Consider the following 26,094-nt stretch of genomic DNA (forward strand, 5'->3'; position numbering starts at 1 on the left):
CACCAGACCACGGAAAACCCATGCAGTCGGACGACAAACGGTAAAAGAATCCAGACAAAGTTTGACAGTCCGATTGCTCAACACCCCATAGAATGAGGAAGCTTCAATGAAAGCAATGATTCTCGCGGCAGGCAAGGGCACCCGCGTACGCCCGCTCACCTACGATCTTCCGAAACCGATGATTCCGCTGCTCGGCAAGCCCGTCATGGCTTACCTGGTCGAGCACCTGAAGAAGCACGGCATCACCGAGATCATGGTCAACGTCAGCTGGCTGCACGAAAAGATCGAAGAGTATTTCGGCGAAGGCGAGCAGTTCGGCGTGCAGATCGGCTATTCCTTCGAAGGCTACATGACCGACGACGGCACGATCGTGCCCGAGCCGATCGGCTCGGCCGGCGGCATGAAGAAGATCCAGGAATTCGGCGGCTTCTTCGACGACACCACCATCGTGCTGTGCGGCGACGCCCTGATCGACCTCGACCTGAAGGCGGCCCTGCTGGAACACCGCCGCAAGGGCGCGATGGCCTCGGTCATCACCAAGGAAGTCCCGTGGGACAAGGTCTCGTCGTACGGCGTGGTCGTCACCGACGAAGAAGGGCGTATCAAGCAGTTCCAGGAAAAGCCGAGCCAGGAAGAAGCGCTGTCGAACTACATCAGCACCGGCATCTACATCTTCGAGCCGGAAGTGATCGACCTGATCCCGCCGGGCGTATCGTTCGACATCGGCTCCGAGCTGTTCCCGCTGCTGGCCGAGCGCGGCCTGCCGTTCTATGCCCAGACGCGCCCGTTCAACTGGCTCGACATCGGCACCATGAGCGACTACTGGGAAGTGCTGCAGGCCGTACTGACCGGCGAAGTGAACCACATGGACGTGCCTGGCATCCAGATCGAGCCGGGCATCTGGACCGGTTTGAACACCAGCATCGACTGGAGCGGCGGCACGAAAATCGAGGGCCCGGTGTATATCGGCTCGGGCGTGCGCATCGAAGCGGGCGCCCACATCGTGGGTCCGACCTGGATCGGGCATGGCAGCCACATCTGCGAAGGCGCGGAGATTGTGCGAAGTGTGTTGTTTGAATATACTCGCGTGTTGCATGATGTAACCTTGCATGAAATGATAGTCTTTAAGGAATATAGTGTCGACCGTGCCGGAGAAATGAAGCACGCGTCGGAGTACGGTTCCGAAGAATGGCTGAATGCGCGTGACCGCCGGCGCAGCAGCCGCAAGGAAATCGCGAGTCAGAAAAGTAATAACCTAGAGAAAGCGAACGCATGAAGATTTACCCAGTGATCCTCTCCGGCGGCGCCGGTACCCGTCTGTGGCCCTTGTCGCGCGCCGTGCTGCCCAAGCAGCTGTTGCCGTTGGTTGCGGACAAGACCATGCTGCAGGAAACCGCGTTGCGCGTTTCCGGCTTGCCTGGGCTGATGGCGCCGCTCGTCGTGTGTGGCAACGACCACCGCTTCATGGTGGCCGAACAGCTGCGCGCGGCCGGCATCACGCCGCTGGGGATCCTGCTCGAGCCGGTCGGCCGCAACACCGCGCCGGCCGTCGCCGCCGCAGCGCATTTCCTGAAATCCGTCGATCCGGAAGCGGTCATGCTGGTGCTGCCGGCCGACCACGTGATCACCGACCGCGAAGCCTTCAAGGACGCCGTGCTGCGCGCCGCCAGCATGGTGCAGGGCGGCGGCCTGGCCACCTTCGGCATCGTGCCGAAGTCGCCTGAAACCGGCTACGGCTACATCCGCCGCGGCGCCGCGCTGGCCAACTGCGCCGATTGCTACGCGGTCGAACGCTTCGTCGAGAAACCGGACCTGGCCACGGCCCAGGCCTTCCTGGCCGACGGCGGCTACTACTGGAACAGCGGCATGTTCATGTTCGCCGCCGAGCGCTATCTGTCCGAGCTGGCGAAATTCGCGCCGGAAATCGCCGACGCCGCCGACAAGGCGGTGAACAACGGTTACCGCGACCTCGATTTCTGCCGCCTCGACGATGCCGCCTTCACGGCTTGCCCGTCGGATTCGATCGACTACGCCGTCATGGAACACACCCAGGACGCCGTCGTGGTGCCGGCCGACATCGGCTGGAGCGACGTCGGTTCCTGGTCGGCCCTGTGGGAAGTGCAGCCGCACGACGAGAACGGCAACGCCCAGCGCGGCGACGTCTACCTCGACGGTGTGAAGAACTCCCTGGTGCGCGCCGAAAGCCGCATCGTGGCCGTGGTCGGTGTCGAGGACATCGTGGTCGTCGAGACCGAAGACGCGGTGCTGGTCGCGCACAAGGACCAGGTCCAGCGCGTCAAGCAGGTGGTCGACCACCTGAAGTCGAAGGAGCGCACCGAGCACCTGCATCACACCCGCGTCTACCGCCCATGGGGCCACTACGAGGGCATCGATGCCGGCGACCGTTTCCAGGTCAAGCGCATCACCGTCAAGCCGGGCGAGAAGCTGTCGCTGCAGATGCACCACCACCGCGCCGAGCACTGGGTGGTCGTGTCGGGCACCGCGCGCGTCACCTGCGGCGACAAGGTCAGCCTGCTGTCGGAAAACGAATCGACCTATATCCCGATCGGCATGAACCACCGCCTGGAAAACCCGGGCAAGCTGCCGCTGCACATCATCGAGGTGCAGTCGGGCAGTTATCTCGGCGAGGACGACATCGTCCGCTTCGAAGATATCTACAAGCGTTCGTAAGGGCGGTTTTTGTAGAACAGGAACGGGCCGAGAGGCCCGTTTTTCATGTTTGGCGTACAGCGCAACATCCTTAAGTCAACAGTGTGAGACCCTCCCACGGTCAGGCATACAATGCCCCGGTCAGTGCATCCTCTTGGGAGTGATCATGAAGACGCTTTTCGCCGCCGGCGCGCTCGCGCTGGCCTTGTCCTCGGCGGCGCCGCAGGCCGCCGCGCAAACCGGCGCACCGCCACTCGATCCCCTGCTCGAAGGCCAGCTCGAACGCTGGCTCGGCGCCGGCGACCAGGTCTTTTCGAATCTCTACACGCGCCAGCCGGGCGACGATTCGCTCGACTTCCACGCCGCCGCCGACGGCCGCGGCGACACCTTTACCCTGCTGCGGGTAAGCGACCCGCAAGACAACAGCTGGCTGGTCGGCGGCTACAACCCGCAGAGCTGGGAACGCGACGGCGGCTGGAACATCACCCCGCGCGACTTCCAGCGCACCGCCTTCCTCTTCAACTTCACCGAGCCGGCCGTCTACCGCCAGGTACCCACGAGCTTCGAGCTGCCCAGCCAGGGTTCCTTCCAGACCTTCAATACGCCCGACCAGGGACCGACCTTCGGCGCCGGCGCCGATTTGTTCGTCAATGACCGGCTCGACACCGCCTTTTCCTGGCGCCTGAGCTACGGTGATCCGGACGGGGAGGGGCAGAGCATCGTCGACGGCAGCGTCGGCGGCCGGTTCCTGCGCATCGACGCGCTCGAGATCTACGCGGTGTCGCCGATCCCCGAACCGGCGCAGGCGGCCATGCTGGCGGCGGGCCTGGGCCTGCTTGGGCTGGGGCTGGGTGCGCGCCGGCGGACCCGGACGCGTTTCGCCTGACGGCCGGCCCATGGCCCGGCTCCTGCGCGCGGCGCTGCTCCTGCTTTTCCTGGCCCTGCATGGCGCCGCGTTGGCGCAGATACCTGCGCAGGTATCTGCGCATGGTTCTGTGATGGACAGCGGCGCGCTCGGGCCGGCGCAGCTGGCCATCGTGGTGAACGACGCCGACCCGGCCAGCATTGCCGTGGCCGCCTACTACCGCGAGCGGCGCGGCATCCCGGCCGAGAACGTGGTCCATGTGCACATTCCGGGCAAGCCGCACAGCCTGGAGCCGGCGCGCTTCCGCCTGCTGAAGGCGGAGATCGACAGCCAGCTCGGCCCCGGCATCCAGGCCGTGCTGATGGTCTGGACCGCGCCGTATGCCGTGGCCTGCAACAGCATCACCGGCGCCTACACCCTCGGCTTCGACGCCGCCCTGTGCCGCGATACCTGCGCCGCCGGCCAGCCCAGCGCCTGGTTCAATGCGCCCGCTGGGCAGCGTCCATTCACCGGCCACGGCATGCGCCTGTCCATGCTGCTGCCGACGGAATCGGTGGCGGCGGCCAGGGCGCTGATCGACCGCGGCGTGACCAGCGGCTTTCGCCCGGTGCCGGCGAGCGCCTATTACCTCACCACGGGCGAGGCCGCGCGCAACAGCCGCGCCGCCTTCTTCCCGCCGGCCGGCCGCATCGGCGCGAAACAGCTCGACATCCGGCGCCTCCAGGCCGAGGCGCTGGAAAACGCGCAGGACGTGATGGTCTACCAGCTGGGCAAGGCCAGCGTCGACAAGCTCGATACCCTGCGGTTCCTGCCCGGCGCCCTGGCCGACCACCTGACATCCTACGGCGGCGATTTGCTGGGAAACAGGCAGATGAGCAGCCTGCGCTGGCTGGAGGCCGGCGCCACCGCCAGCTACGGCACCGTCAGCGAGCCCTGCAGCCACTGGCAGAAGTTCCCGAACCCGGCCGTGCTGCTACGCCATTACCTGCGCGGCGACAGCGCCATCGAGGCCTACTGGAAAAGCGTGGCCTGGCCGGCCCAGGGCCTGTTCATCGGCGAGCCGCTGGCCGCTCCCTACCGGCGGCGCTGATGCTCCACTGTTGCGCGCGCGGGCCTGGCGGCTGCGCGAAATCCGTGCATCTGTTGTCGGGATACCTCATCCGCGCACCAGGGTGGAGATTGCTTGTCATTATCTTGTCAAATTGTGGTTTTAGTATCGTTTCTGATAATAAAATGACTAGCCGTAAAGACAAGAATGCTTTGCTTTTCCACCACACCCAGGATGCCCATGAAAATGCACGTTGCAAGGAATAACCCAGCCGGCCGGTTGACTGTCCTGGCCGCCTCGTTGGCAGGATTACTCAGCGGCCTGTCGGCGCCGGCCCTGGCCGCTCCGGCCGATGTGGTCATCAGCCAGTACTACGGCGGCGCCGGCAGCAACGGCGCCCTCTGGAACAAGGACTTCGTCGAACTGTTCAACCGCAGCAGCGCACCGGTCAGCCTGAATGGCTGGAGCGTGCAATACCAGTCGGCAACGGGCAGCACCTGGCAGGCGATTGCCCTGACCAACACGGTGCTGCAGCCGGGCCAGTACTACCTCGTTACCGCACAAACCGCCAGCACCGGCACCGACGTCGGCCAGGGCGACGCCACGGGCGGCCTGGCGCTGTCGGCGACCAGCGGCAAGGTGGCGCTGGCCAGCGTGGCCCGGGCCATGACCACCGCCGAAGGCGAAGCCGTGATCGACCTGGTCGGCTTCGGTACTGCGAATCGCTTCGAGGGCAGCGTGGCGCCGGCGCCGTCGACCGCGAATGCCATCCAGCGCGGCGAACTCGGCTGCCTCGACACCGACGACAATGGCAGCGACTTCAGCGCCGCGCCGGTGGTCGGCCCGCGCCGTACCAGCTCGCCGCTGAACGCCTGCGCCGGTGGCGGCGGTCCGGTTGCCTACCCGATCGTGCTGAGCTGCCCGGCCGGCGTGCAAGTCGAATTCGGGCGCGGCACGAGCGCCGCGCTGTCTGCCAGCGACCGCGACAGCATCGTCAACAGCGCCATCATCGCCTCGGGCGCCGTGCCCGGCATCAGCATCACCGGCTTCACCCCGGCCGGCGCGGCCGGCGGTACGGCGAATGCCACCCTCAGCATCGACCCATCGCTGGCTGCCGGCAACTACCCGCTGACGATCACCTTCGCCAACAACGATGGCCAGGATGCCAGCTGCAACGTCGCCGTGAGCGTGGCCGGCCAATTGAGCATTCCGCAAATCCAGGGGCCGAACCCGAAGAGCGCCTACAACAACACCGTGCAGACCACGCAGGGCGTCGTGACCCATAAAGTGGGCAGCGGCTACTTCATCCAGGACCAGAACGGCGACGGCGACCCGGCCACCTCGGACGGTATCTTCGTCTTCAGCAGCAACACCGGCGTGAACGTCGGCGACCTGGTGCGCATCACCGGCACCGTCACCGAATACACGCCGAGCGGCGCATCGCGTTCCTACACCGAATTCAAGGACCTGACCGCGACCACCAAACTGGGCGCCGGCTACAGCATCGCCCCGACCAACATCGAACTGCCGACCGACCTGGCGCGGGTGGAGGGCATGCTGGTACGCTTCACGAATGCGCTGACGGTGAACGGCAACGCCTACCTGGGCGACCGTGGCGAACTGGTGCTGTCGAACGGCCGCCGCGAAATCCCGACCAACCGCTATCCGGCAGGTTCGCCTGAAGCGATTGCGCTGGCGCAGGCAAACGCGGCAAATGTGATCGTCCTCGACGACAACATCTTCACGACGCCAGCCACGATTCCTTATCTGGCGGCTGACGGTACCGTGCGCAGCGGCGACACCGTCACCGACCTGACGGGCGTGATCGACTACGGCGCCCAGGGCGGCGGCGGTGCGGCCTTCAAGCTACAGCCGACCGTGGCCCCGACCTTCTCGCGCACCAACGAGCGCACCCCGGCGCCGGTACTGGCAGCCGGCAACGTGAAAGTCGCCAGCGCCAACGTGCTGAACTTCTTCACCACCTTCACCAACGGCGGCGATGCCTGGGGCCGCAGCGGCCAGGGCTGCACGGTCGGCGGCACCACGCGCGCCTCGAACTGCCGCGGCGCCGACAACCTCGCCGAGTTCGTGCGCCAGCGCGACAAGATCGTCGAGTCGCTGGGCGCCATCAATGCCGACGTCGTCGGCCTGATGGAAATCCAGAACAACGGCGACACCGCCGCCTCCTACCTGGTGGAGCAGCTGAATGCGAAACTCGGCGCCGGCACCTACGCCGTCGTGCCGAAGCCGGCCACCACCGGCACCGACGCGATCCGCGTGGCGATGATCTACAAGCCGGGCGCGGTCAGCCTGGTGGGCAATGCGCTGTCGGATGGCGACGCCGTCAACAACCGTCCGCCGATGGCGCAAACCTTCAAGGCCACGAACGGCGGCAAGTTCTCGCTGGTCGTGAACCACCTGAAGTCGAAAGGCAGCTGTGGCGGCGGCGCCGGCAACACCGACAGCGGCGACGGCCAGGGCTGCTGGAACGCCACCCGCGTCGAACAGGCCGCGCGCCTGCGCGACTACTTCCTGCCGCAGGTGGCAGGCGCCGCCAACGATGCCGACATCCTGGTGGTGGGCGACATGAACGCCTATGGCCACGAAGACCCGATCCGCCTGCTGAACGCGGCCGGCTACGTCAACGAGATCGAGCGCTTCGTGCGTCCGCAGGGCATTCCTTACTCGTACGTGTTCGGCGCCGAAAGCGGCTACCTCGACCATGCGCTGGCCAGCGCGAGTCTCTCGGGGCAAGTGGCGGGCGTGACCGAATGGCACAACAACGCCGACGAGCCGGAAGCGATCGACTACAACCTGAACGACACCGCCGAGGACCCGTACGTGAAGAACGCCTACCGCGCCTCGGACCACGACCCGGTGGTGGTCAGCCTGAACCTGGCGCCGACCTATGCCGACGTCACGGCAGCGGTGGCGATCACCAGGTCGGGCATCACCCTGGGCCGTGTCGGCGGCAAGTACAGCGGCACCGTGACGGTCAAGAACACGTCCGGCGCGGCGATCACCGGCCCGCTGCACCTGGTATTGCAGGGCTTGCCAAGCGGCGTCACGCTCGACAACAAGAGCGGCATGGTCGACGGCGCGCCTTACCTGACGCTGGCGAACACCACGCTGGCGCCGGGCGCCTCGGTCACCGTGACCACCACCTTCACCAATCCGTCGAAAGCCGGCATCGGCTACAACGCCAAGCTGCTCTCGGGCTCTTTCTAAGACTAAGGAACTGAACCATGTTTAACCTGAAAAACCTGTTCGCCCGCGCCATGCTGGCCCTGATGCTGGTGACCGGCGCCGGCGCCGCCTCGGCCGGCCCGACCTACCAAGTCACGATCGACACCGAGGGCCTGAGCGGCACCGGCAAGCTTGACTTCTTCTTCGGTGGCCTGGAATCGGCCGGCGCCGCCACCGCCTACCTGAGCAACTTCAGCGGCAACTACGGCATCTTCGAGCTCGAAGGCGACGCCAGCGGCGACCGCGACACTGGCATTACCCTCGGCAACTCGGTCTTCTTCACCGACTACCTGCAGACCGTAACCCTAGGCGGCATCTTCCGCTTCAACGTGATGTTCGACTTCGCGGGCGAAGGCGAGGGCATGACCCTGGGCGTGGCGCTGTACGACGAGTTCTTCACGACCTACCTGGGCGCGGAAGGCAACCTGGTGCAGTTCGACCTGCTGCCGGGCAGCGGCGTGACGGTAACGGCTGCCGACGGCGTGGCCCGCGTGGCCGAAGTGCCGGAACCGGCCTCGATGGCCATGCTGCTGGCCGGGCTGATGCTGCTGGGCTGGACGATGCGCCAGCGCCGCATGCGCTAAGTCCTGGTGCCCGCTGCCGGCATGGCGCCGGCGTAAAAAAGGCCCGCCCGGCTCAGCCTGGGCGGGCCTTTTTCTTGTTTCGTTACTCAGCCCTGGTCCTGGGCCGCGCGGCGCATGGCGTCGATGCGGAAGGCTTCGGCGTTGCCGTCGATGATGCGCAGGCCCGCGCAGCCGTCGGCCGCGCAGTCGGGGGCAGGGGTCTGGCCGACGGCGGCCGGATCGACGGAAAGATCGATGGCAGGGGCAGCGCTGGCGGATACCGTGACAGCGGCGGTCTGGACCGGTGCGCCGGCGCTGCCGGTCGCCGCGCCGCCGCAGGCGCTGAGGAAGACGACAAACAGGGAAGCGGCGAGAAGGGTGCGGATGTGTTGGGTGGTCATGGTGGAAGAGGCAGGCTCGTCAGTGAATGCGACGATTGTAGCCGCTAATTTTTCCGTGAATCAATTTATTTTCGTAAAAATAAGCGAAGATAAAAGATAATGAACGCGAAAAGACATCAAGATAGGCGCAGATGAATGGTGATTGTGAGAAATATCCTACAAGAAATATTAGATGCACCAGAGCATCACACATCGCGCTGCGTCGCTTTCATGCCACATCTGATGCCGGGCAGGTGGGCAGGGCAGCCGGGCCGTAATGCTTCGCGATCGGCACACCGACAGGCTTGACCACGCATGCGACAAGCGTATGATGAGCTGATGCGAAAACTTGTTCTTCTTTCATTGCTGGCCTGCGCGGCCTGCACCACCCGGGCCGACGCGCCCGCCGCGTCTCCGGCCGCATCTCCGGTCACGCCGCAGGCTGCCCAGCCGGCCGCTTCCGCACCGCCGTCCAACACGCTGGCGCAGATCACCGGACTCATCGGCAAGGCCGCCTGCACCTCCGACCAGCAATGCCAGGTCCTGCCCGTGGGCGCACGTCCCTGCGGCGGCCCGGCCAGTTATCTGGCCTGGTCGACTGCCGCCACCTCCGGCGCGGACCTGCAGGCCCTGGCCGACCGCTACCGCAGCGAGCAGCAGGCGGGCAATACGCGTTCGGGCATGGTGTCCGACTGCCGCGCCATCGCGCCGCCGGCGGCGGCCTGCCGCGCAGGGGCCTGCCAGCTGATCGACGCCGTGTCCGCCCAATAAGCGTTTGGCCGCCTTCCCCATGCCCGGACCTGCCGCGCCGCCGTGCGAGGCCGCATGCTGACCCTCATCCGCAAGCTGTTCGGCGCGAGCGCCGGCCCCGCTGCGACACGGGAACAGGCGCCGGCCGTGCACGCCCTGGCCGCGCCCTCCGAGGTGGCGAGCGGCGCCGCGCCCGCGTTTCGCATCGCCGCGCACTGCCGGTTGCAGCAGGGCTACCCCATCATGGACTGGGCGGCGGCCGGCGGCTGGGCCGATGCGCTCGCGGAGGAAGAACAGGCCCCGGCCTGGCGCGCAATCGAGCGCGCCTGGCTGCTGCATCTGCGCGATGCGCTCGGCGCCGGCTTCCAATTGCTGGAGTCCGACAACTGCCTGTTGCTGGCCGCCGTGGAAGAGCATGTCGCCCATGCCACGCTGGCCTTCATGGAACGCACGCGCAAGCGCGTCGTCCGCACGCTCGACGGCATCGCCCGGGTGACGCCCGAGGGCAAGGACATCCTGGTCGTGTTCGACGACGAGGACAGTTATTACCGCTATGTCTCGCACGCCTATCCGGACGGCGGCGAATTCGCCAGCAGCGGCGGCATGTACATCGACGGCGGCTGCGGCCATTTCGTCACGGTGCGGCGCGACCTGGGCGCGATCGAGCCCGTCATCGCCCACGAAATGACGCACGGCTGCCTTGCCCACCTGCCGATTCCGCTCTGGCTGAACGAGGGCCTGGCCGTGAACACCGAGCAGCGCCTGACCGGGGTGCAGCCAGCGCTCTTCAGTGCCCGTGACATGCACGACAAGCATTGCGCATTCTGGGGCGCGGCCGAGATCCAGGAATTCTGGTCGGGGTGGTCGTTCCAGCGCATCGACGACGGCAACCTGCTCTCGTACGACCTGGCGCGCATCCTGGTCGCTTACCTGGGCAAGGACTGGGCGTCTTTCCGCCGTTTCGTGCTGGCGGCGAACGCGGCCGACGGGGGTGGCGCGGCAGCGTCCGAGCACCTGGGCGCGGACCTGGGGGAACTGGTGTGCGCCCTGCTCGGGCAGGCGCATTCGCCCGGCTGGAGCCCGGCAGCGGCGGCCTGAGTTTTCTCTCCGGCTTGCCTGCCTCAGGCAAGTGTCAGGCGTGTGACAGGAACGCAAAAAAAGTCGCATGCGTGGCGCCTGCCGGGCGCGCTTTTTAATTGCTTGGCAGATAGCGCCATGGTAGTCTGGACAGGTACGGCCGCCGGGCCAAATCAGGAGTGTTCTGGATGTCGGAAGCAAGCTTCGCTGGAACCCGCCGCAAGCGCGTAGCGGGCTTTACCCTGCTCGAATTGCTGGTGGTGATCGTGATCATCGGCCTGCTCGCGGCCTACGTCGGGCCGAAGTATTTTTCCCAGCTCGGCAAGTCGGAAGTGACGATCGCCAGGGCCCAGATCGACGCCTTCGAAAAGTCGCTCGACACCTATCGCCTCGACGTCGGCCGCTACCCGAGCGGCGAGGAAGGCCTGGCGGCGCTGATGACCGCCCCGGCCAGCGCCGGCGCCAAGTGGAACGGTCCCTACCTGAAGAAGGGCGTGCCGCAAGACCCGTGGGGCCATCCATATCAATACCGTTCGCCCGGCGCCAAGGGAGAATACGAGATTGTCTCGTTCGGCAAGGACGGCCAGCCAGGCGGCAGCGGCGACAACGCCGACATCTCCTCGCTCTGAGCGTTCGCCGTCCCGCGTTTTCCTATCTTACTCACCCGGCAGGTCTTCATGCAGTTTGCAGTACGCACCCTCGCGCCCGACCTGTCGATCGCCAGCGTCGTCGTCGACGCACTCGACGAAGCCGACGCGCGCCGCCAGGTTGAAATGCGCGGCCTGCATGTCAGCGCGGTCGAGCCGGCTGGCGGCGGTGGCCTGCAGCGCGCGCGTGGCGGCAAGCTCTCCATCGTCCTGTTCAGCCAGGAGTTGCTGGCGCTGCTGAATGCGGGCCTGGGCATCGTCGAAGGCCTGGAAGCGCTGCTGGAAAAGGAGGCCAATCCGGCCGCGCGTGTGGTGCTCGAACGCCTGCTCGCCGGCCTGCGCGAAGGCAAGCGCTTTTCCAGCGTGCTCGCCGGCCAGCCGGCGCTGTTCCCGCCGCTGTACGTCGGCATCGTGCGCGCCGCCGAAGGCACCAGCGATTTGCCGCGCGCGCTGGCGCGCTACATCGACTACCAGCAGCGCATCGACACCGTGCGCGCGAAGATCGTCAGCGCCTCGATCTACCCGGTGATCCTGCTGTGCGTGGGCGGCGGCGTCAGCGCCTTTTTGATCGGCTACGTGGTGCCGCGCTTCGCCGAGGTGTACCAGGGCGCCGGGCGCAACCTGCCATGGATGTCGCAGCTGCTGCTCGAATGGGGCCAGTTCGCGTCCAGCCACGGCGTGCCGATCCTGCTGTGCGCGCTGGCGCTGCTGGCGCTGGCCATCGCGGGTGCGCGCCGCGTGCTCAGGAGCGGCGGCATTGCACGCCTGCTGGCGCGCCTGCCCGGCATCGGCGAGCGCGCCCGCATCTACGAACTCTCGCGCCTGTATCTCACGCTCGGCATGCTGAGCGAGGGGGGCATCACCATCGTCAACGCCATCGAGACCGTGCAGTCGATGGTGTCGCCGACGCTGCGCCAATCGCTGGCGAACGCGCGCGCGGCCATCGAATCGGGCCGCCCGCTGTCGGACGCCTTCGAAGCCCATGGCCTGACCACGCCGATCTCGCTGCGCATGCTGCGCGTGGGCGAACGCACCGGCGACATGGGGCCGATGCTCACGCAATCGGCCGCCTTCTACGACGGCGAGATCAGCCGCTGGATCGACCGTTTTACCCGCACCTTCGAGCCGCTCCTGATGGCCGCCATCGGCCTGGTGGTGGGCGCCATTGTGGTGCTGCTCTACATGCCGATCTTCGATCTCGCAGGGGATATGTCGTGAGTGCGTCCGGTACGGCGGTCTCCCTCGATGCAGCCATGCTGGCCCGCGCGCGCTCGCAAAGCCGCCTGTCCCACCGTTCGCCCGTGGCCGAGCTCGAAGCCATCAGCGGCCTGGAGCCGCGCCAGCTCGTGAGCGCGCTGGCCGAACCCTTCGGCTTGACGGTCATGGAAACGGCCGAGATGCTGATGCAGGAGCCGGCCTTCGATTTGCTGCCGCTGGCCCAGGCCATGGCGCGCCACTGCGTGCTGCTGCGCGGCGCGGGCGGCCAGGTCACCGGCGTGATCGCCGACCCCTTCGACCTCGACCAGCAGACCTGGCTGTCAAGCATGGCCGGCGCCACGCCGCGGGCCCCGCTGCACCTGCGCCTGGCGCTGCAGTCCGACATCCAGGCCTATTTGTCGCGCCAGGAAGCCTCGGCGCGCGCGGTCGACACCCTCGCGCCCAGCGGCAACGATGCCCGGCGCGACGGCAAGACCGCCGCCGTGCTGTCGTTCGCCTCGGTGTCGGAAGCCGGCAGCCCGGCCGTCAAGCTGGTCAACTCCACGCTCTACGACGCCCTGAAGGCCGGCGCCTCCGACATCCACCTGGAAAGCACAGCCAGCGGCATCGCCGTGAAGTACCGCGTGGACGGCGTGCTCGATCATGCGGCCTCGGTCGGCGGCATCGAGCTGGCCGAGCACATCATCTCGCGTTTGAAGGTGCTGGCCGAACTCGACATCGCCGAGCGCCGCATCCCGCAGGACGGGAGCTTCCGCGTCGAATCCGGCGGGCGCGAGATCGATTTGCGCGTCTCGATCATGCCCAGCATCCACGGCGAGGACGCGGTCATCCGTATCCTGGATAAGCGCGCCATGATCGAAGCCTATGGCGCGCTGACGCTGGAAGCCCTGGGCTTCGACGCGCCTTCTCTGGCCACGCTGCGCATGCTGGCCCAGGAAGCCTACGGCATGCTGCTGGTGACCGGGCCCACCGGCTCGGGCAAGACCACCACCCTGTACGCGGCGCTTACCGAAATCCACAACGGCCGCGAAAAGATCATCACCATCGAAGACCCGGTCGAATACCAGCTGCCCGGCATCCTGCAGATTCCGGTGAACGAGAAGAAGGGACTCACGTTCGCGAAGGGCCTGCGCTCGATCCTGCGTCACGATCCCGACAAGATCATGGTCGGCGAGATCCGCGACCACGAGACCGCCGAGATCGCGGTGCAGTCGGCGCTCACCGGCCACCTGGTGCTGACGACGGTCCATGCCAACAACGTGTTCGACGTGTTCGGCCGCTTCACCCACATGGGCATCGACCCCTACGCTTTTGTTTCGGCCCTGAACGGCATCTGGGCCCAGCGCCTGGTGCGCATGAACTGCCCGCACTGCGTGGTGCGCTACACGCCCACCGACCACGAGCTGGTAGCGGCGCGCCTGGAGCGCGAGGCCGCCGAAGATTACCTCTTCATGCGCGGCAAGGGCTGCGGCGACTGCCGCGGCACCGGCTACAAGGGCCGGCGCTCGATCGCCGAGATCCTGACCCTGAACGACGAGATCCGCGAGCTGATCGTCGACAAGCAGCCGATCCGGCGCATCAAGGCCGCCGCCCACGCCAACGGCACGCGCAGCCTGCGCATGGCCGCGCTCGACCTGGTGCGGCGCGGCGCCACCACGCTCGACGAAATCAAGCGGGTGACCCAGCATGCCTAGACTGCCCGGACAATCGCTGCGCCTCGGGCTGGGCCACGACAGCCTGGCCCTGGTCCGCGTCGGCCGCGTGTTCGGGCGCGGCGCGACGGTGCTGGCCGAAGCGCGCCTGGCCGATACGCACGATTCGGCGTCGCTGCGGCAAGGGCTGCGCGCGCTGCTGGCCGAGGTGAAAGTCGCCGGCTGGCCGCTGAGCGTGGTGCTGGCCGACGAGCTGGTACGCATGTGGCAGGTGGCGCCGCCGCCGAACGCGGCCCGGCCGGCCGACCTGGAAGCGGCTGCAAGCATGCGCTACCAGGCCCTGTTCGGCGCGCCGCCGGGCGGCTGGAAGATCGCCGCCGACTGGCAGGCCACGCGGCCCTTCCTGGCCGCCGCGCTGCCGCTGGCGCTGGTCGAGGCGCTCGAGGAAGCGGCGCGCGAGGCGCGCTGCCACTTGGTCGAGATCGTGCCGCAATTCGTCGTCGCCATGAACGCCTGGCGCCGCCAGCACCGCCCCGGCGCCTGGTTCGGCCTGGTGCATGGCCAGGTCCTGACCCTGGCCGCCTACGATGGCCGCGCCCTGGCCGCGCTGCGCACGGCGGTGGTGCCGCCCGGCGCCGACCGCGAGTGGCTGGAAAGCCATGTGGCGCGCGAGGCGCTGCGCGTGGGCGTGGGGCGGCCCGAGCGGGTACAGGTGTGCGGGCCGGCGCCGCGCAGCTGGGCCAGCCACGAGGGCCGCCTCAAGTTCGGCTGCACCCTGCTCGACGACGAGGGCAGCAGCGGCCAGCCGGCCGCCGTGCGCCTGGCCCGTACCGGGAGCCCGGCATGAAGCGCGTGCGTCTCGATTTCGCCCGGCCCGGCCTGCGCCGCACCCTGTTCCTGGCGCCGCCCGCCGTGTGGGGGCCACTGCTGGCCGCCCTGGTCGTGTGCGGCGTGGCGCTGGCGCATGCGCTCGATTACCGCGAGGCGCGCGAGGAAGTCGACGCGCTGCAGGCGGCCCTGCGCGCCCGCGCCGGCGCGCCGCCCGTGCAGCCGGCGGCCCAGCGCACCGGGAGAACGAATACGCCCGTCAGCGAGCAGCAGGCCGCGGCCGTGAATGCCGCCGTGATGCAGTTGAACCTGCCCTGGCGCGCGCTGCACGACGCCGTGCGCGAGGCGACGCCGGCCACGGTGGCGCTGCTGGCGCTGGAACCCGATGCGCGCAAGCGCGTGCTGCGCATCACCGCCGAAGCACGCGGCAGCGACGACATGATCGCTTACGTGGAAAAACTGCAAACGCAGAAATGGTTCGGCGCCGTCACCCTGGTGCGCCACGAGATCGGCGAGCAGGACCCGAACCGGCCGATCCGCTTCCAGATCGATGCCCAGTGGGGTGCGCCATGAAGCGGCTGAAGGCGTCTTCGCTGGCACTGCGCCTGCGCCTGGCCCTGCGCGCCACCAGCCCGGTGCTGCTGGCGGCGCTGCTGCTGGGTGCGAGCGGCATCGCGGCGCTGGCCTGGCTGGTGCCGGCGCGCGAAGCGCTCGAAGCGCAGCGCCAACTGGCGCGCCGCGCGGCCGCCGCTCCGCCGCCCGCGCCGCGCGCCGAGCCGGTCGCCAGCGCCGACGCCAACCTGGCCCTGTTCTACGCCTCGCTGGGCGAGAAACGCGTCGCCGAGCGGCAGGTCAGGACGCTGTTCGACATCGCCGCCAAAACGGGCCTGACCCTGCGCCAGGGCGAGTACAAGAGCGGCTACGACCGCAACGGCAAGCTGTACACCTACCAGATCAACCTGCCGGTGCAGGGCAGCTATGGCCAGGTGTGGCGCTTCGCGCTGCTGGCCTTGCGCGCGATTCCCTTCGCCTCGCTGGACGACATCAGCTTCAAGCGCGACAGCATCGGCCAGGCCCAGGTGGATGCGCACCTGCGCCTGACGCTCTACCTGGCGGATGCGCCCGAGGTGCCTCGATGAAGCCGCGTCACATCCTGATGGGCGCGGCGCTGGCGATTGCCGCGGGCCTGGCCGCGTTCGGCGACACGACCCCGCAGGAAGACGTGGCCGAAGCGGTCGAGCGCCCGGCGCAGCCGGCACGCGCCCCGGTCGCGCGCGCAGCGGCCGCAGCGGCCACCATCCTGCGCCTGCAGCCGCGCGCGGACCTGATCGGCGATTTGTCCGCCAGCGGCGACGACCTGTTCGGCAGCCAGGACTGGACGCCGCCGGCGCCACCTCCGCCCGCGGCACAAGCCGGTCCGCCACCGCCGCCAATGGCGCCGCCGCTGCCCTTCATCTTCATCGGCAAGTCGCTGGAGGAGGGGCGGTGGGAGGTCTACCTGGCGAGCGGCGAGCGCACCCATATCGCGTTCGAAGGCGGCACGCTCGACGGTGCCTGGCGTGTCGAGCGCATCGCGCCGCCGTTGATGACCTTGACTTACCTGCCGCTGAACCAGGTTCAGCAGCTCAATATTGGAGCATTCGACTAATGGTTCGTTCCCGCATCCGTTCCACGCCGCTGGCTGTGGCGGCAGGCCTGGCGTGCACGCTGCTCGCGGGCTGCGCGGCCCAGCGCGCCTACCAGGAGGGCAATGCGCTGGTCGCCCGGGAAGAGGTCGGTGCCGGCCTGGCGAAATACCGCGAGGCGGTGGCCGCCGACCCCGGCAACCCGCTGTACCGCGCCGCCTACCTGCGCGCGCGCGACGGCGCCACCGTGCGCCTGATCGACGGCGCCGAGCGCGATTTGGCCGCCGGCCGCGCCGAGGAAGCGCGCACCGCTTTTGCGCGCGTGCTCGAGATCGACCCGGCCAACGAGCGTGGTCGCGCCGGCATGCGCCAGCTGGAAGCCGATGCGCGCCACAGCGCGCTGATCGAGGCCGCCACGCTTGACGTGGAAAAGAAGGACTACGAGGCCGCGCGCCAGAAGCTCGCCGCCATCCTCACCGAACGCCCGCTGCACGAGCGCGCGCGCCTGATGCTGAACGATGTGAACGAAGCGGCGGCGGTGCCGACCTCCGAAGCCACGTTGTCCGCCGCCTTCCGCAAACCCATCAGCCTGGAGTTCCGCGACGCGCCGCTGCGCCAGGTCTTCGAGATCATCGCGCGCCACTCGGGCCTGAACTTCGTGTTCGACAAGGACGTGCGTTCCGACCAGCGCACCTCGATCTTCCTGAAGAACAGCACGGTGGAGGCGGCCGTCCACTTCCTGCTGGTGACCAACCAGCTCGAGCGCCAGGTCATGGACGGCAATACCATCCTGGTCTACCCGAACGTGGCCGTGAAGCTCAAGGAATACCAGGAGATGACGGTGAAAACCTTCTACCTGGCCAACGCCGAGGCCAAGACCATCGCCAACACCTTCAAGACCATCCTGAAGTCGCGCGACGTGGTGATCGACGAAAAGCTGAACCTGGTGATCCTGCGCGACAGCCCGGAGGCGATCAAGCTGGCCACGCAGCTGGTGGCCCTGCAGGATGTGCCGGAGCCCGAAGTCATGCTCGACGTGGAGGTGCTGGAAATCAAGCGCAGCCGCCTGATGGACCTGGGCCTGAGCTGGCCGCCCAGCCTCGGTTTCACGCCGCTGATCGCGGCGCAAGGCGCACCGATCACGATCAACGAACTGCGTGGCTTGAACAGCGACAGCATCGGCGTCACCGGCATCGGCGCCACCCTGAACGCGAACAAGACCGACACCGATTCGAACACCCTGGCCAACCCGCGCATCCGCGTACGCAACAAGGAAAAGGCCAAGGTCGTGATCGGCGACCGCGTGCCGAACATCACCACCACGGTCTCGACCGGCGTGGGCGGCTTCGCTTCGCAGTCGATCACCTATGTCGACGTCGGCCTGACCCTGAACGTCGAGCCGACCATCTACCTGAACAACGAAGTCGGCATCCGCATCTCGCTCGAAGTGAGCAACCTGATCGACTCGATGACGACCAACGACGGCTCGGTGGCCTACCGCATCGGCACGCGTTCGGCCCAGACCATGCTGCAACTGAAGGATGGCGAGAACCAGGTGCTGGCGGGGCTGATCAGCAGCGAAGACCGCACCAGCGGCAGCAAGGTGCCTGGCGTCGGCAGCCTGCCGGTGCTGGGGCGCCTGTTCGGCAGCACGCGCGACTCGAACGACAAGACGGAAATCGTGCTGTCGATCACGCCGCACCTGGTGCGCACCATCCAGCGTCCGCCGGCCGGAGCGTCCGAATTCGGCGCCGGCACCGAGGCCAGCTTCCGGCGCCGTCCGGACACCACGGTGCGCTTGCCGGCCGTGGCGCCTGTTCCCGGCACGCGCGCACTGCCGCCGCCCGCGCAGCCGGCAAACAGCCAGCCGACCGCGCCGCCGCTCGGCCAGCCCGCCACCGCGCCAGGCGTGCCGCCGCCGGTCACCGGCATCCCGCTGTCGCAACCGGTCGGCACCACGCCGCCCGCCGCGACGCCGCAGGTAACGCCGATCCCGGCGCCGGCCACGACCCCGCTCCCCAACCAATGACGGCAAATCGTAGGGTGGACGGGTTCCCCGTCCACGCGTCCAACCCACGCCCATGTCGACGCGACCGACGCGTCCTGCGCGGCTTCACCCTGATCGAACTCCTGGTCACCCTCACCATCCTGGCCCTGCTCGCCACGCTGGTGATTCCGGTCGGCCAGACCGTCGTCCAGCGCCGCAACGAAGCCCAGCTGCGCCAGTCCCTGCGCGAAATCCGCTCCGCCATCGACGCCTACAAACGCGCCAGCGACGAAGGCCGCGTCAAGAAGAACGCCGGCGCCACGGGTTATCCGGCGAAACTGGAACTGCTGGTCGAAGGCGTGACCGACCTGCGCAGCCCGAAGCAGGCCAAGATCTACTTCCTGCGCCGCCTGCCGCGCGACCCGTTCAACCCCGACCCGGAACTGGCCGATGCCGACACCTGGGGCAAGCGCAGCTACGCCAGCGAAGCCGAGGAGCCGAAGGAGGGCGACGATGTCTACGACGTGTATTCGACTTCGGGCAAGACCGGCCTGAACGGCATTCCCTACAAGCGCTGGTGAACCCATGACGAGACTGCACCGCAAGCGCGGCTTCACCCTGATCGAACTGCTGGTCGTGCTCGGCATCGTCGCCTTGCTGCTGACCCTGGCCGTGCCGCGCTTCTTCCCGAGCGTCGACAAGACGAAAGAGACCATCCTGCTCGACAACCTGCGCAACACGCGCGCCGTGATCGACCAATACCACGCCGACACCGGCCGCTATCCGGATTCGCTGGAACAGCTGGTCGAGAAAAAATACCTGGCACGGGTGCCGGTCGATCCGGTCACCGAGAGCGAGACCACCTGGGTGATTGTGGCGCCCGAGGCCGACGGCGAGCAGGGCGCCGTGTATGACATCCGCAGCGGCGCGCCCGGCAATGGCCGCGACGGCCGGCCCTACGCCGAATGGTAGCGCGGCCCTCACCCGCAGGGTCAAGGGAAGCCGGCTTCACCTACGTCGGCATGGTGTTTTTTGTCGCCATGCTGGGCCTGGTCGGCGCCGCGACCCTGAAGGTCGATACGCTGCTGCGCCGCGCCGCCGCCGAGCAGGACCTGCTCGAGATCGGCGCCGAATTTAGCGAGGCCCTGCGCAGCTATGCCGCCGCCACGCCGCGCGGCTACCCGACCGCGCCGCCAACCCTGCAGGACCTGCTGAAAGACCCGCGCTTTCCCGGCACGCGGCGACATTTGCGGAAAATCTTCGTCGACCCGGTCACGGGCAAGGACGAGTGGGGCATCGTCTACCAGGGCGACAAGGTGGGCGTGCTGGCCGTGTACAGTTTGTCGCAGGCGCAGCCGCTGAAGCTGGCGAACTTCGACGCGCGCTTCCTGAATTTCGAGAACAAGGAGCACCTGTCGGAGTGGAAGTTCACGGCGACCGGGCAGGGCGTCAGCGTGACGGCGCCGAACAACATCGCGCCGCCGGGCACGCCGGGCACGCCCGGTGCGCCGGCCCCGCTGTTCCCGGCCCCGGGCATGCCGTCGACACCGAGTACGCCTGCCGTGCCGGTTCCGCCGTCCGTCCCGCCCGAGCAGCCGGCCCAGCCGGAACCCGAGGCCGAAGCGCCGTCGGAACCCGAGGAGCCGCCAGCGCAGCCGGAGTCGCAGGAAGAGCCGGAGTCCAGCCCGCCGCCCACCGACCCGGCGCCGGCCGAACCGCCGCAGCCGGTCGAGCGCTGATTACTTGGCGCGGCGTTTGAAGTCGCGCGGACGGAAGCCGAGCACACCCAGGACGCCGAAGTAGGTGATCCCGCACAGGGCGATGATGCCGAGCAGGGCGCCAGCGCGCAGCAGCGGATGGGCGCGTAGCGCGATCCAGTCGAACTGCACCTGGCCGAACCAGGCCACGGCCCCCATCACCGACACCGCCACCATCAGTTTGATGAAGAAGGCGCCCCAGCCCGGCAGCGGCACGTAGATGCCGCGCTTGCGCAGGCCGCGGAAGAGCAGGGCAGCGTTCAGGCAGGCGGCAACGCCGATCGACAGCGCCAGTCCGGCCACGCCCAGCAGCGGCACGAAGACCAGGTTCATCAGCTGGGTCGCGACCAGCGTACCGACCGCGATGTACACCGGCGTGCGCACTTCCTGGCGCGCGAAAAAGGCCGGCGCCAGGGTCTTGACCAGGATGAAGCCGAGCAGGCCGGCGCTGTAGGCCATCAATGGCAGCGAGGAGGCATCCACGTCGGCAGCGTCAAACGCGCCGTAGTGGAACAGGGTCGAGATCATGGGCGTGGCCATGGTGGCGAGACCGACCGCCGCCGGGATCGACAGCAGGAAGGTCAGGCGCAGGCCCCAGTCGAGCAGCGACGAGTATTCCTGGGTATCGCCTTCGGTATTCGCCTTGGCCAGGCCCGGCAGCAGGATGGTGCCCAGGGCCACGCCGAGCAGGGCGGTCGGCAGCTCCATCAGGCGGTCGGCGTATTGCAGGGCGGTGACGGCGCCGGCGGCCAGGCTGGCGGCAATCGTCGTGTTGATCAGCAGGCTGATCTGGGCCGCGGCGACGGCGAACACGGCCGGGCCCATCTTGCCGAGCATGCGGCGCACGCCAGCGTCGCGCAGGCCGACCAGGGGATTGATCGACAGGCGCGGCAGCATGCCGAGCTTGATCAGCGGCGGCAGCTGGAGCGCCACCTGCAGCACGCCGCCGATGCACACGCCGACCGCCATCGCATAGATCGGCTGCTCGAAATAATCGGACAGCACGACGGCGGCAAAGATGAAGGAGAGGTTCAGCAGCACCGGCGTGAACGCGGGAATCTTGAACTGGCGCCAGGTGTTCAGCACGCCGCTGGCCATGGCGACAAAGGCCATGCAGGCGATGTAGGGGAACATCATGCGCGTCATGACCACCGCCGCGTCGAAGGCGGCCGGCTCGCGCTGCAGCCCGCCGCCGATCCAGAGGATCAGCACCGGGGCGGCGATGATGCCGACGATGCTGGTCAGCACTGTCGCCCAGATCAGCACGGTAGCCACGTGGTCGACCAGGGTCTTGGTGGCTTCCTGGCCGTGCTTGGTCTTGTATTCGGTGAGGATGGGCACGAAGGCCTGGGAGAAGGCGCCCTCGGCGAACAGGCGCCGCAGCAGGTTCGGCAGGCGGAACGCGATGTTGAAGGCATCGGTGAAATTCGAGGCGCCGAAGGCGGCGGCGAACAGGCTTTCGCGCAACAGTCCGGTGATGCGCGACACCATGGTCATGCTGGAGATGGCGGCGAGGGTCTTGAGCAGATTCATGGGCCGAGATTATAACTGTGCAACACCCGGCGCGGCCCTGCTTCAGTGGCTTTTGTGAATAATGAATTGCTAGGAGGGGATTCCTTCGCTATAATCGTGGGCTGTACTGAATTCTGTTAGCAGACACTTATGTTTGGCAGGCACTGGAATGGGCCAGTTTGACTCGCTAATGTTTGCAAACGCAACTTGACCCCGATTTAGGAAATTCCATGGCAAATACCGCACAAGCACGCAAGCGCGCTCGTCAAGCAGTTAAGCAAAACGCACACAACAGCGCCCAGCGCTCGACCCTGCGTACCGCAATCAAGGCCGTCCGCAAAGCCATCCAGGCTGGCGACAAGGCCGCTGCAACCAGCATCTTCCAGTCGTCCGTGTCGACCATCGACAGCATCGCCGACAAGAAGATCATCCACAAGAACAAGGCCGCTCGCCACAAGAGCCGCCTGGCTGCTGCCCTGAAAGCCCTGTCGGCCTAATAGACCGGTTGGCGCGCGGCACACGCCGCGCTGGCAGTACAGTGGAAGAAAGACCCGCCCGATGAGAATCCGGCGGGTTTTTCCGCTTTGTGCCGTCGGGGTTGATGTTGGTTGTCGTAGGGTGGGCACCTGTGCCCACGCTGTCTGACCTTGTGATCATCGGCGAAATAATGCGTAGCTCCGCGACACGGTGCGGTATGCATGAGTACGACCGCGTGGGCTCAAGAGCCCACCCTACGACTCCCGCGTCACTTTCGTGCCGAGGTCCACGCCAGGCACCCGGCCACCCAAGCCGAATTGCTCACCACCCAGGCCCCATGCCGGTAGAGCTGGCCAGTCCGGCTCTTGTCCCGCACATCGAGCGCCCACACATCCCCCGACGGCGCCGACCACAAGATCCGCCCGTCCACCGCCTCGATCCCGGCAAACACCTGCGCCGGCGTCGTCCCCGGCTTGAAGAACACCATCACCGTGTTCACGTTCGGCGGCGGCAGCGCCGCCACCGGTCCACCGACCAGCACCGCCGCCACCAGCATCGCTGCGCCGGTCTTGCCGCCGAGCGCGCCGCCGTTCCGGTCGCGCCCCAGCCACCAGCCCAGCGCCACGAACGCCACCCCGAACACGAAGAACCACAGCAAGTCCCAGAACAGCACGTTCTCGCTGTCGAGCCGGATGCGGTGGATGCCCAGCAGCCAGTGCGACAGTACCCCGTCGAGCATGTGCCAGGCCCCAAACCCGATCAGGGCCTTGGCCAGCAGCAGCCGGTCGCCGCCCGGTGCGGACAGGCTGTGCCGCCCTTTCCACAGCTTCCACAGCCCGGCAAAGGCGATCACGTACATCAGCAGGTGGAAAAAGCCGTCGGCCATGATCTGGACCCGGATGTCCTCGAAGGGTGGGCGCGTGACCAGCGACAGCAGATGGTGCCACTGCAGGATCTGGTGCAGCAGGATGCCGTCGAAGAAGCCGCCCAGCCCGAAGCCCAGCAGGAAACCGGCCCAGCCGAGCGAGCGCAGCGCGGAAATGGCGAAAGCATCGGACTGGCGTACGCTCATGGCAGCTCCTGGCAAATGGTGGGGAGGGAAAACCTGGGCACATGCTAGCGCGTTCGCGCACTGCCGAGCGCCCGGCAGGCGGTGCGGGGAGAGGGCTATTGGGATGCTAAAGCTATAGCGTCTAGTAAAATACTGGTGCATAATGTGAAACGCGCGTCTTATGTCTTATAGAAGAGTTGACGCAGTGCTCCAGGAGAGCCGAGCAGCGGGCAGGCCCGGACGTATCGTCCATCGCGCTGTCCATCGCGCGCCAAGCGGAGTAGTATCGGCGCGTGGATGGCGTGCCGCCCGACAGCGGGCGCAGACAGGCCTTATTTATTAGTTAGACATTCGCGATACCGTCGCGAGAACCGAGGAAATAGTGCATGAGCAGTGATCCGACCATCATCTACACCCTGACCGACGAGGCGCCGCTGCTGGCGACCCACGCCTTCCTGCCTGTCGTCAGCACCTTCACCAAGGCTGCGGGTATCCGCGTCGAGCAGGCCGATATCTCGGTCGCCGCCCGTATCCTGGCCCAATTCCCGGAAGCCCTGACCCCTGAGCAACGCGTCCCTGACGTGCTGGCCGAGCTGGGCAAGAAGACCCTGGAACCGGACGCGAACATCATCAAGCTGCCGAACATCTCGGCATCGGTGGGCCAGCTGACGGCCGCCATCAAGGAACTGCAGGGCAAGGGCTACAACATCCCCGACTATCCGGCCGATCCGAAGACCGACGAAGAGAAAGCCATCAAGGCCAAGTACGGCAAGTGTGTCGGCTCCGCCGTGAACCCGGTCCTGCGCGAAGGTAACTCGGACCGCCGCGCCCCGCGCGCCGTGAAAGAATACGCACGCAAGAACCCGCACTCGATGCAGCCATGGTCGCAGGCCTCGCGCACCCACGTCTCGCACATGACCCACGGCGACTTCTACCACGGCGAAAAGTCGATGACGGTGAACGGCGCGCGTGAAGTCAAGATGGAACTGGTCACCAAGAGCGGCCAGACCATCGTGCTGAAGCCGAAGGTCGCGCTGCAGGACGGCGAGATCATCGACTCGATGTTCATGAGCCGCAAGGCCCTGCTCGAGTTCTACGAACAGCAGATCGAAGACGCGAAGGAAACCGGCGTCCTGTTCTCGCTGCACGTGAAAGCCACGATGATGAAGGTCTCGCACCCGATCGTCTTCGGCCACGCCGTGCGCATGTTCTACAAGGACGCGTTCGCCAAGCACGGCGCGCTGTTCGACAGCCTGGGCATCAACGTCAACAACGGCATGGCCGATCTGTACAACAAGATCGCCGACCTGCCGGCCTCGCAGCGCGAAGAAATCGAACGCGACCTGCACGCCTGCCAGGAACACCGTCCGGCGCTGGCCATGGTCGACTCGGCCAAGGGCATCACCAACTTCCACTCGCCGAACGACGTCATCGTCGACGCCTCGATGCCTGCGATGATCCGCGCCGGCGGCAAGATGTACGACGCCAACGGCCGCCTGAAGGAAGTCAAGGCCGTCATTCCGGAATCGACCTTCGCCCGTATCTACCAGGAGATCATCAACTTCTGCAAATGGCACGGCGCCTTCGATCCGAAGACCATGGGCACGGTGCCGAACGTCGGCCTGATGGCACAGCAAGCCGAGGAATACGGCTCGCACGACAAGACCTTCGAGATCGCCGAGGACGGCGTGGCCAACATCACCGACCTCGCTACCGGCGAAGTGCTGATGAGCCAGAACGTCGAGCAGGGCGACATCTGGCGCATGTGCCAGGTGAAAGACGCGCCTATCCGCGACTGGGTCAAGCTGGCGGTCACCCGCGCACGCAACTCGGGCATGCCGGCCGTGTTCTGGCTCGACCCGTACCGTCCGCACGAGAATGAACTGATCAAGAAGGTCAAGACCTACCTGAAGGATCACGACACCACCGGCCTGGACATCCAGATCATGTCGCAAGTGCGCGCCATGCGTTACACCCTGGAGCGCGTCAAGCGTGGCCTGGACACCATCTCGGTGACCGGCAACATCCTGCGCGACTACCTGACCGACCTGTTCCCGATCATGGAACTGGGCACCTCGGCCAAGATGCTGTCGATCGTCCCGCTGATGGCTGGCGGCGGCATGTACGAAACCGGCGCCGGCGGCTCGGCACCGAAGCACGTGCAGCAGTTGACCGAAGAAAACCACCTGCGCTGGGATTCGCTGGGCGAGTTCCTGGCCCTGGCTGTGTCGCTGGAAGACCTGGGCATCAAGACCGGCAACGCGAAAGCCAAGGTGCTGGCCAAGACCCTGGACGCCGCCACCGGCAAGCTGCTCGACAACCGCAAGTCGCCTTCGCCGAAGACCGGCGAGCTCGACAACCGCGGCAGCCAGTTCTACCTGTCGCTGTACTGGGCCCAGGAACTGGCCGCGCAGAGCGAGGACGCCGAGCTGGCAGCCCGGTTCGCGCCGCTGGCCAAGAGCCTGGCCGAGAACGAGCAGAAGATCGTTGCCGAGCTGCTGGAAGTGCAGGGCAAGCCGGCCGATATCGGCGGCTACTACAAGCTCGACGAAACCAAGGTGACGGCCGTGATGCGTCCGAGCGCGACCTTCAATGCGGCGCTGGAAACGGTTGCTTGAGTAAGTTGACTGCGTGAGTTGATTGCGCGGTGATGCCGCGCAGTGTGAAGTAAAAAGAAAACCCGCCCGATCAGCCTGATCTGGCGGGTTTTTGTTTTTCGTATCGGCGGCGTTATCCGTACG

At 66.9% G+C, this 26,094-nt stretch carries 24 protein-coding genes; 21 read left to right on the forward strand and 3 right to left on the reverse strand.

The genetic code is table 11. The features are described from left to right. Positions 1-106 precede the first annotated feature (106 nt). The 6 genes from ACWYRN_RS16450 (at position 107) to ACWYRN_RS16475 (ending at position 8,413) form a co-directional block, all read left to right on the forward strand. Complete coding sequence (locus ACWYRN_RS16450; RefSeq protein WP_488688660.1) at positions 107-1,276, forward strand: nucleotidyltransferase family protein; 1,170 nt, start codon at positions 107-109, stop codon at positions 1,274-1,276. Then, complete coding sequence (locus ACWYRN_RS16455) at positions 1,273-2,691, forward strand: mannose-1-phosphate guanylyltransferase/mannose-6-phosphate isomerase (RefSeq protein WP_488688661.1); 1,419 nt, start codon at positions 1,273-1,275, stop codon at positions 2,689-2,691. The genes ACWYRN_RS16450 and ACWYRN_RS16455 overlap by 4 nt, the downstream gene beginning before the upstream one ends. A 145-nt stretch (positions 2,692-2,836) precedes the next feature. Next, positions 2,837-3,556, forward strand: a complete 720-nt coding sequence (locus ACWYRN_RS16460; protein ID WP_488688662.1) for a PEP_CTERM-anchored TLD domain-containing protein — start codon at positions 2,837-2,839, stop codon at positions 3,554-3,556. A gap of 10 nt (positions 3,557-3,566) precedes the next feature. Continuing rightward, on the forward strand, positions 3,567-4,625 hold the full coding sequence (locus tag ACWYRN_RS16465; protein WP_488688663.1) for a TIGR03790 family protein: 1,059 nt from the start codon (positions 3,567-3,569) through the stop codon (positions 4,623-4,625). A 198-nt stretch (positions 4,626-4,823) separates the two neighbouring features. Continuing rightward, a complete protein-coding gene (locus ACWYRN_RS16470; protein ID WP_488688664.1) occupies positions 4,824-7,811 on the forward strand; it encodes an ExeM/NucH family extracellular endonuclease in 2,988 nt (995 codons plus the stop codon). Between the two features lie 17 nt (positions 7,812-7,828). Continuing rightward, on the forward strand, positions 7,829-8,413 hold the full coding sequence (locus ACWYRN_RS16475; RefSeq protein ID WP_488688665.1) for an NF038129 family PEP-CTERM protein: 585 nt from the start codon (positions 7,829-7,831) through the stop codon (positions 8,411-8,413). An 86-nt stretch (positions 8,414-8,499) separates the two neighbouring features. On the opposite strand, the gene ACWYRN_RS16480 is transcribed toward ACWYRN_RS16475, so the two are convergent. After that, a complete protein-coding gene (locus ACWYRN_RS16480; RefSeq protein ID WP_488688666.1) occupies positions 8,500-8,793 on the reverse strand; it encodes a hypothetical protein in 294 nt (97 codons plus the stop codon). A gap of 318 nt (positions 8,794-9,111) precedes the next feature. On the opposite strand from ACWYRN_RS16480, the gene ACWYRN_RS16485 reads away from it, so the two are divergent. From ACWYRN_RS16485 to ACWYRN_RS16545, 13 genes are all read left to right on the forward strand, one after another. Next, complete coding sequence (locus ACWYRN_RS16485; protein ID WP_488688667.1) at positions 9,112-9,543, forward strand: hypothetical protein; 432 nt, start codon at positions 9,112-9,114, stop codon at positions 9,541-9,543. A 54-nt stretch (positions 9,544-9,597) separates the two neighbouring features. Continuing rightward, positions 9,598-10,620, forward strand: a complete 1,023-nt coding sequence (locus tag ACWYRN_RS16490) for a hypothetical protein (RefSeq protein ID WP_488688668.1) — start codon at positions 9,598-9,600, stop codon at positions 10,618-10,620. Positions 10,621-10,787: 167 nt separating this feature from the next. Continuing rightward, positions 10,788-11,228 (forward strand): type II secretion system major pseudopilin GspG, encoded by a 441-nt coding sequence (gene gspG / locus ACWYRN_RS16495; RefSeq protein ID WP_488688669.1) that lies wholly within the window; start codon positions 10,788-10,790, stop codon positions 11,226-11,228. Positions 11,229-11,276: 48 nt separating this feature from the next. Continuing rightward, positions 11,277-12,464, forward strand: coding sequence for a type II secretion system F family protein (locus ACWYRN_RS16500; protein ID WP_488688670.1), 1,188 nt, complete (start codon positions 11,277-11,279; stop codon positions 12,462-12,464). Between the two features lie 35 nt (positions 12,465-12,499). Continuing rightward, complete coding sequence (locus tag ACWYRN_RS16505) at positions 12,500-14,158, forward strand: GspE/PulE family protein (RefSeq protein WP_488692828.1); 1,659 nt, start codon at positions 12,500-12,502, stop codon at positions 14,156-14,158. Continuing rightward, a complete protein-coding gene (locus tag ACWYRN_RS16510) occupies positions 14,151-14,963 on the forward strand; it encodes a hypothetical protein (protein WP_488688671.1) in 813 nt (270 codons plus the stop codon). The genes ACWYRN_RS16505 and ACWYRN_RS16510 overlap by 8 nt, the downstream gene beginning before the upstream one ends. Beyond that, complete coding sequence (locus ACWYRN_RS16515) at positions 14,960-15,517, forward strand: PilN domain-containing protein (protein ID WP_488688672.1); 558 nt, start codon at positions 14,960-14,962, stop codon at positions 15,515-15,517. Before ACWYRN_RS16510 ends, ACWYRN_RS16515 begins: the two co-directional genes overlap by 4 nt. Next, positions 15,514-16,083 carry a hypothetical protein gene (locus tag ACWYRN_RS16520; protein WP_488688673.1) on the forward strand — a complete coding sequence of 190 codons (570 nt, stop codon included), beginning with the start codon at positions 15,514-15,516 and terminating at the stop codon, positions 16,081-16,083. The genes ACWYRN_RS16515 and ACWYRN_RS16520 overlap by 4 nt, the downstream gene beginning before the upstream one ends. Next, a complete protein-coding gene (locus ACWYRN_RS16525) occupies positions 16,080-16,592 on the forward strand; it encodes a hypothetical protein (RefSeq protein WP_488688674.1) in 513 nt (170 codons plus the stop codon). The genes ACWYRN_RS16520 and ACWYRN_RS16525 overlap by 4 nt, the downstream gene beginning before the upstream one ends. Beyond that, on the forward strand, positions 16,592-18,598 hold the full coding sequence (locus ACWYRN_RS16530) for a secretin N-terminal domain-containing protein (RefSeq protein ID WP_488688675.1): 2,007 nt from the start codon (positions 16,592-16,594) through the stop codon (positions 18,596-18,598). Before ACWYRN_RS16525 ends, ACWYRN_RS16530 begins: the two co-directional genes overlap by 1 nt. Positions 18,599-18,672: 74 nt before the next feature. Continuing rightward, entirely contained in the window at positions 18,673-19,137 is a 465-nt protein-coding gene (locus ACWYRN_RS16535) for a type II secretion system protein (RefSeq protein WP_488692829.1), read from the forward strand. A gap of 4 nt (positions 19,138-19,141) precedes the next feature. Then, positions 19,142-19,528 (forward strand): prepilin-type N-terminal cleavage/methylation domain-containing protein, encoded by a 387-nt coding sequence (locus ACWYRN_RS16540; RefSeq protein ID WP_488688676.1) that lies wholly within the window; start codon positions 19,142-19,144, stop codon positions 19,526-19,528. 50 nt (positions 19,529-19,578) lie between these two features. Further along, a complete protein-coding gene (locus ACWYRN_RS16545) occupies positions 19,579-20,295 on the forward strand; it encodes a type II secretion system protein (RefSeq protein WP_488688677.1) in 717 nt (238 codons plus the stop codon). On the opposite strand, the gene murJ is transcribed toward ACWYRN_RS16545, so the two are convergent. After that, the gene (gene murJ, locus ACWYRN_RS16550; RefSeq protein ID WP_488688678.1) at positions 20,296-21,846 is read right to left on the reverse strand and encodes a murein biosynthesis integral membrane protein MurJ; all 1,551 of its coding nucleotides are present in this window, start codon (positions 21,844-21,846) and stop codon (positions 20,296-20,298) included. A 209-nt stretch (positions 21,847-22,055) separates the two neighbouring features. On the opposite strand from murJ, the gene rpsT reads away from it, so the two are divergent. Continuing rightward, positions 22,056-22,322, forward strand: a complete 267-nt coding sequence (gene rpsT / locus ACWYRN_RS16555; RefSeq protein WP_056339242.1) for a 30S ribosomal protein S20 — start codon at positions 22,056-22,058, stop codon at positions 22,320-22,322. 248 nt (positions 22,323-22,570) lie between these two features. Here the strand turns inward: rpsT and ACWYRN_RS16560 are convergent, their stop codons facing one another. Then, the gene (locus ACWYRN_RS16560; protein ID WP_488688679.1) at positions 22,571-23,374 is read right to left on the reverse strand and encodes a DUF2243 domain-containing protein; all 804 of its coding nucleotides are present in this window, start codon (positions 23,372-23,374) and stop codon (positions 22,571-22,573) included. 365 nt (positions 23,375-23,739) lie between these two features. Between ACWYRN_RS16560 and ACWYRN_RS16565 the strand changes: the two genes are divergently transcribed. Continuing rightward, a complete protein-coding gene (locus ACWYRN_RS16565; protein WP_488688680.1) occupies positions 23,740-25,971 on the forward strand; it encodes an NADP-dependent isocitrate dehydrogenase in 2,232 nt (743 codons plus the stop codon). Positions 25,972-26,094: the final 123 nt, after the last annotated feature.

The organism is Massilia sp. BAP21 (genome assembly GCF_057801335.1).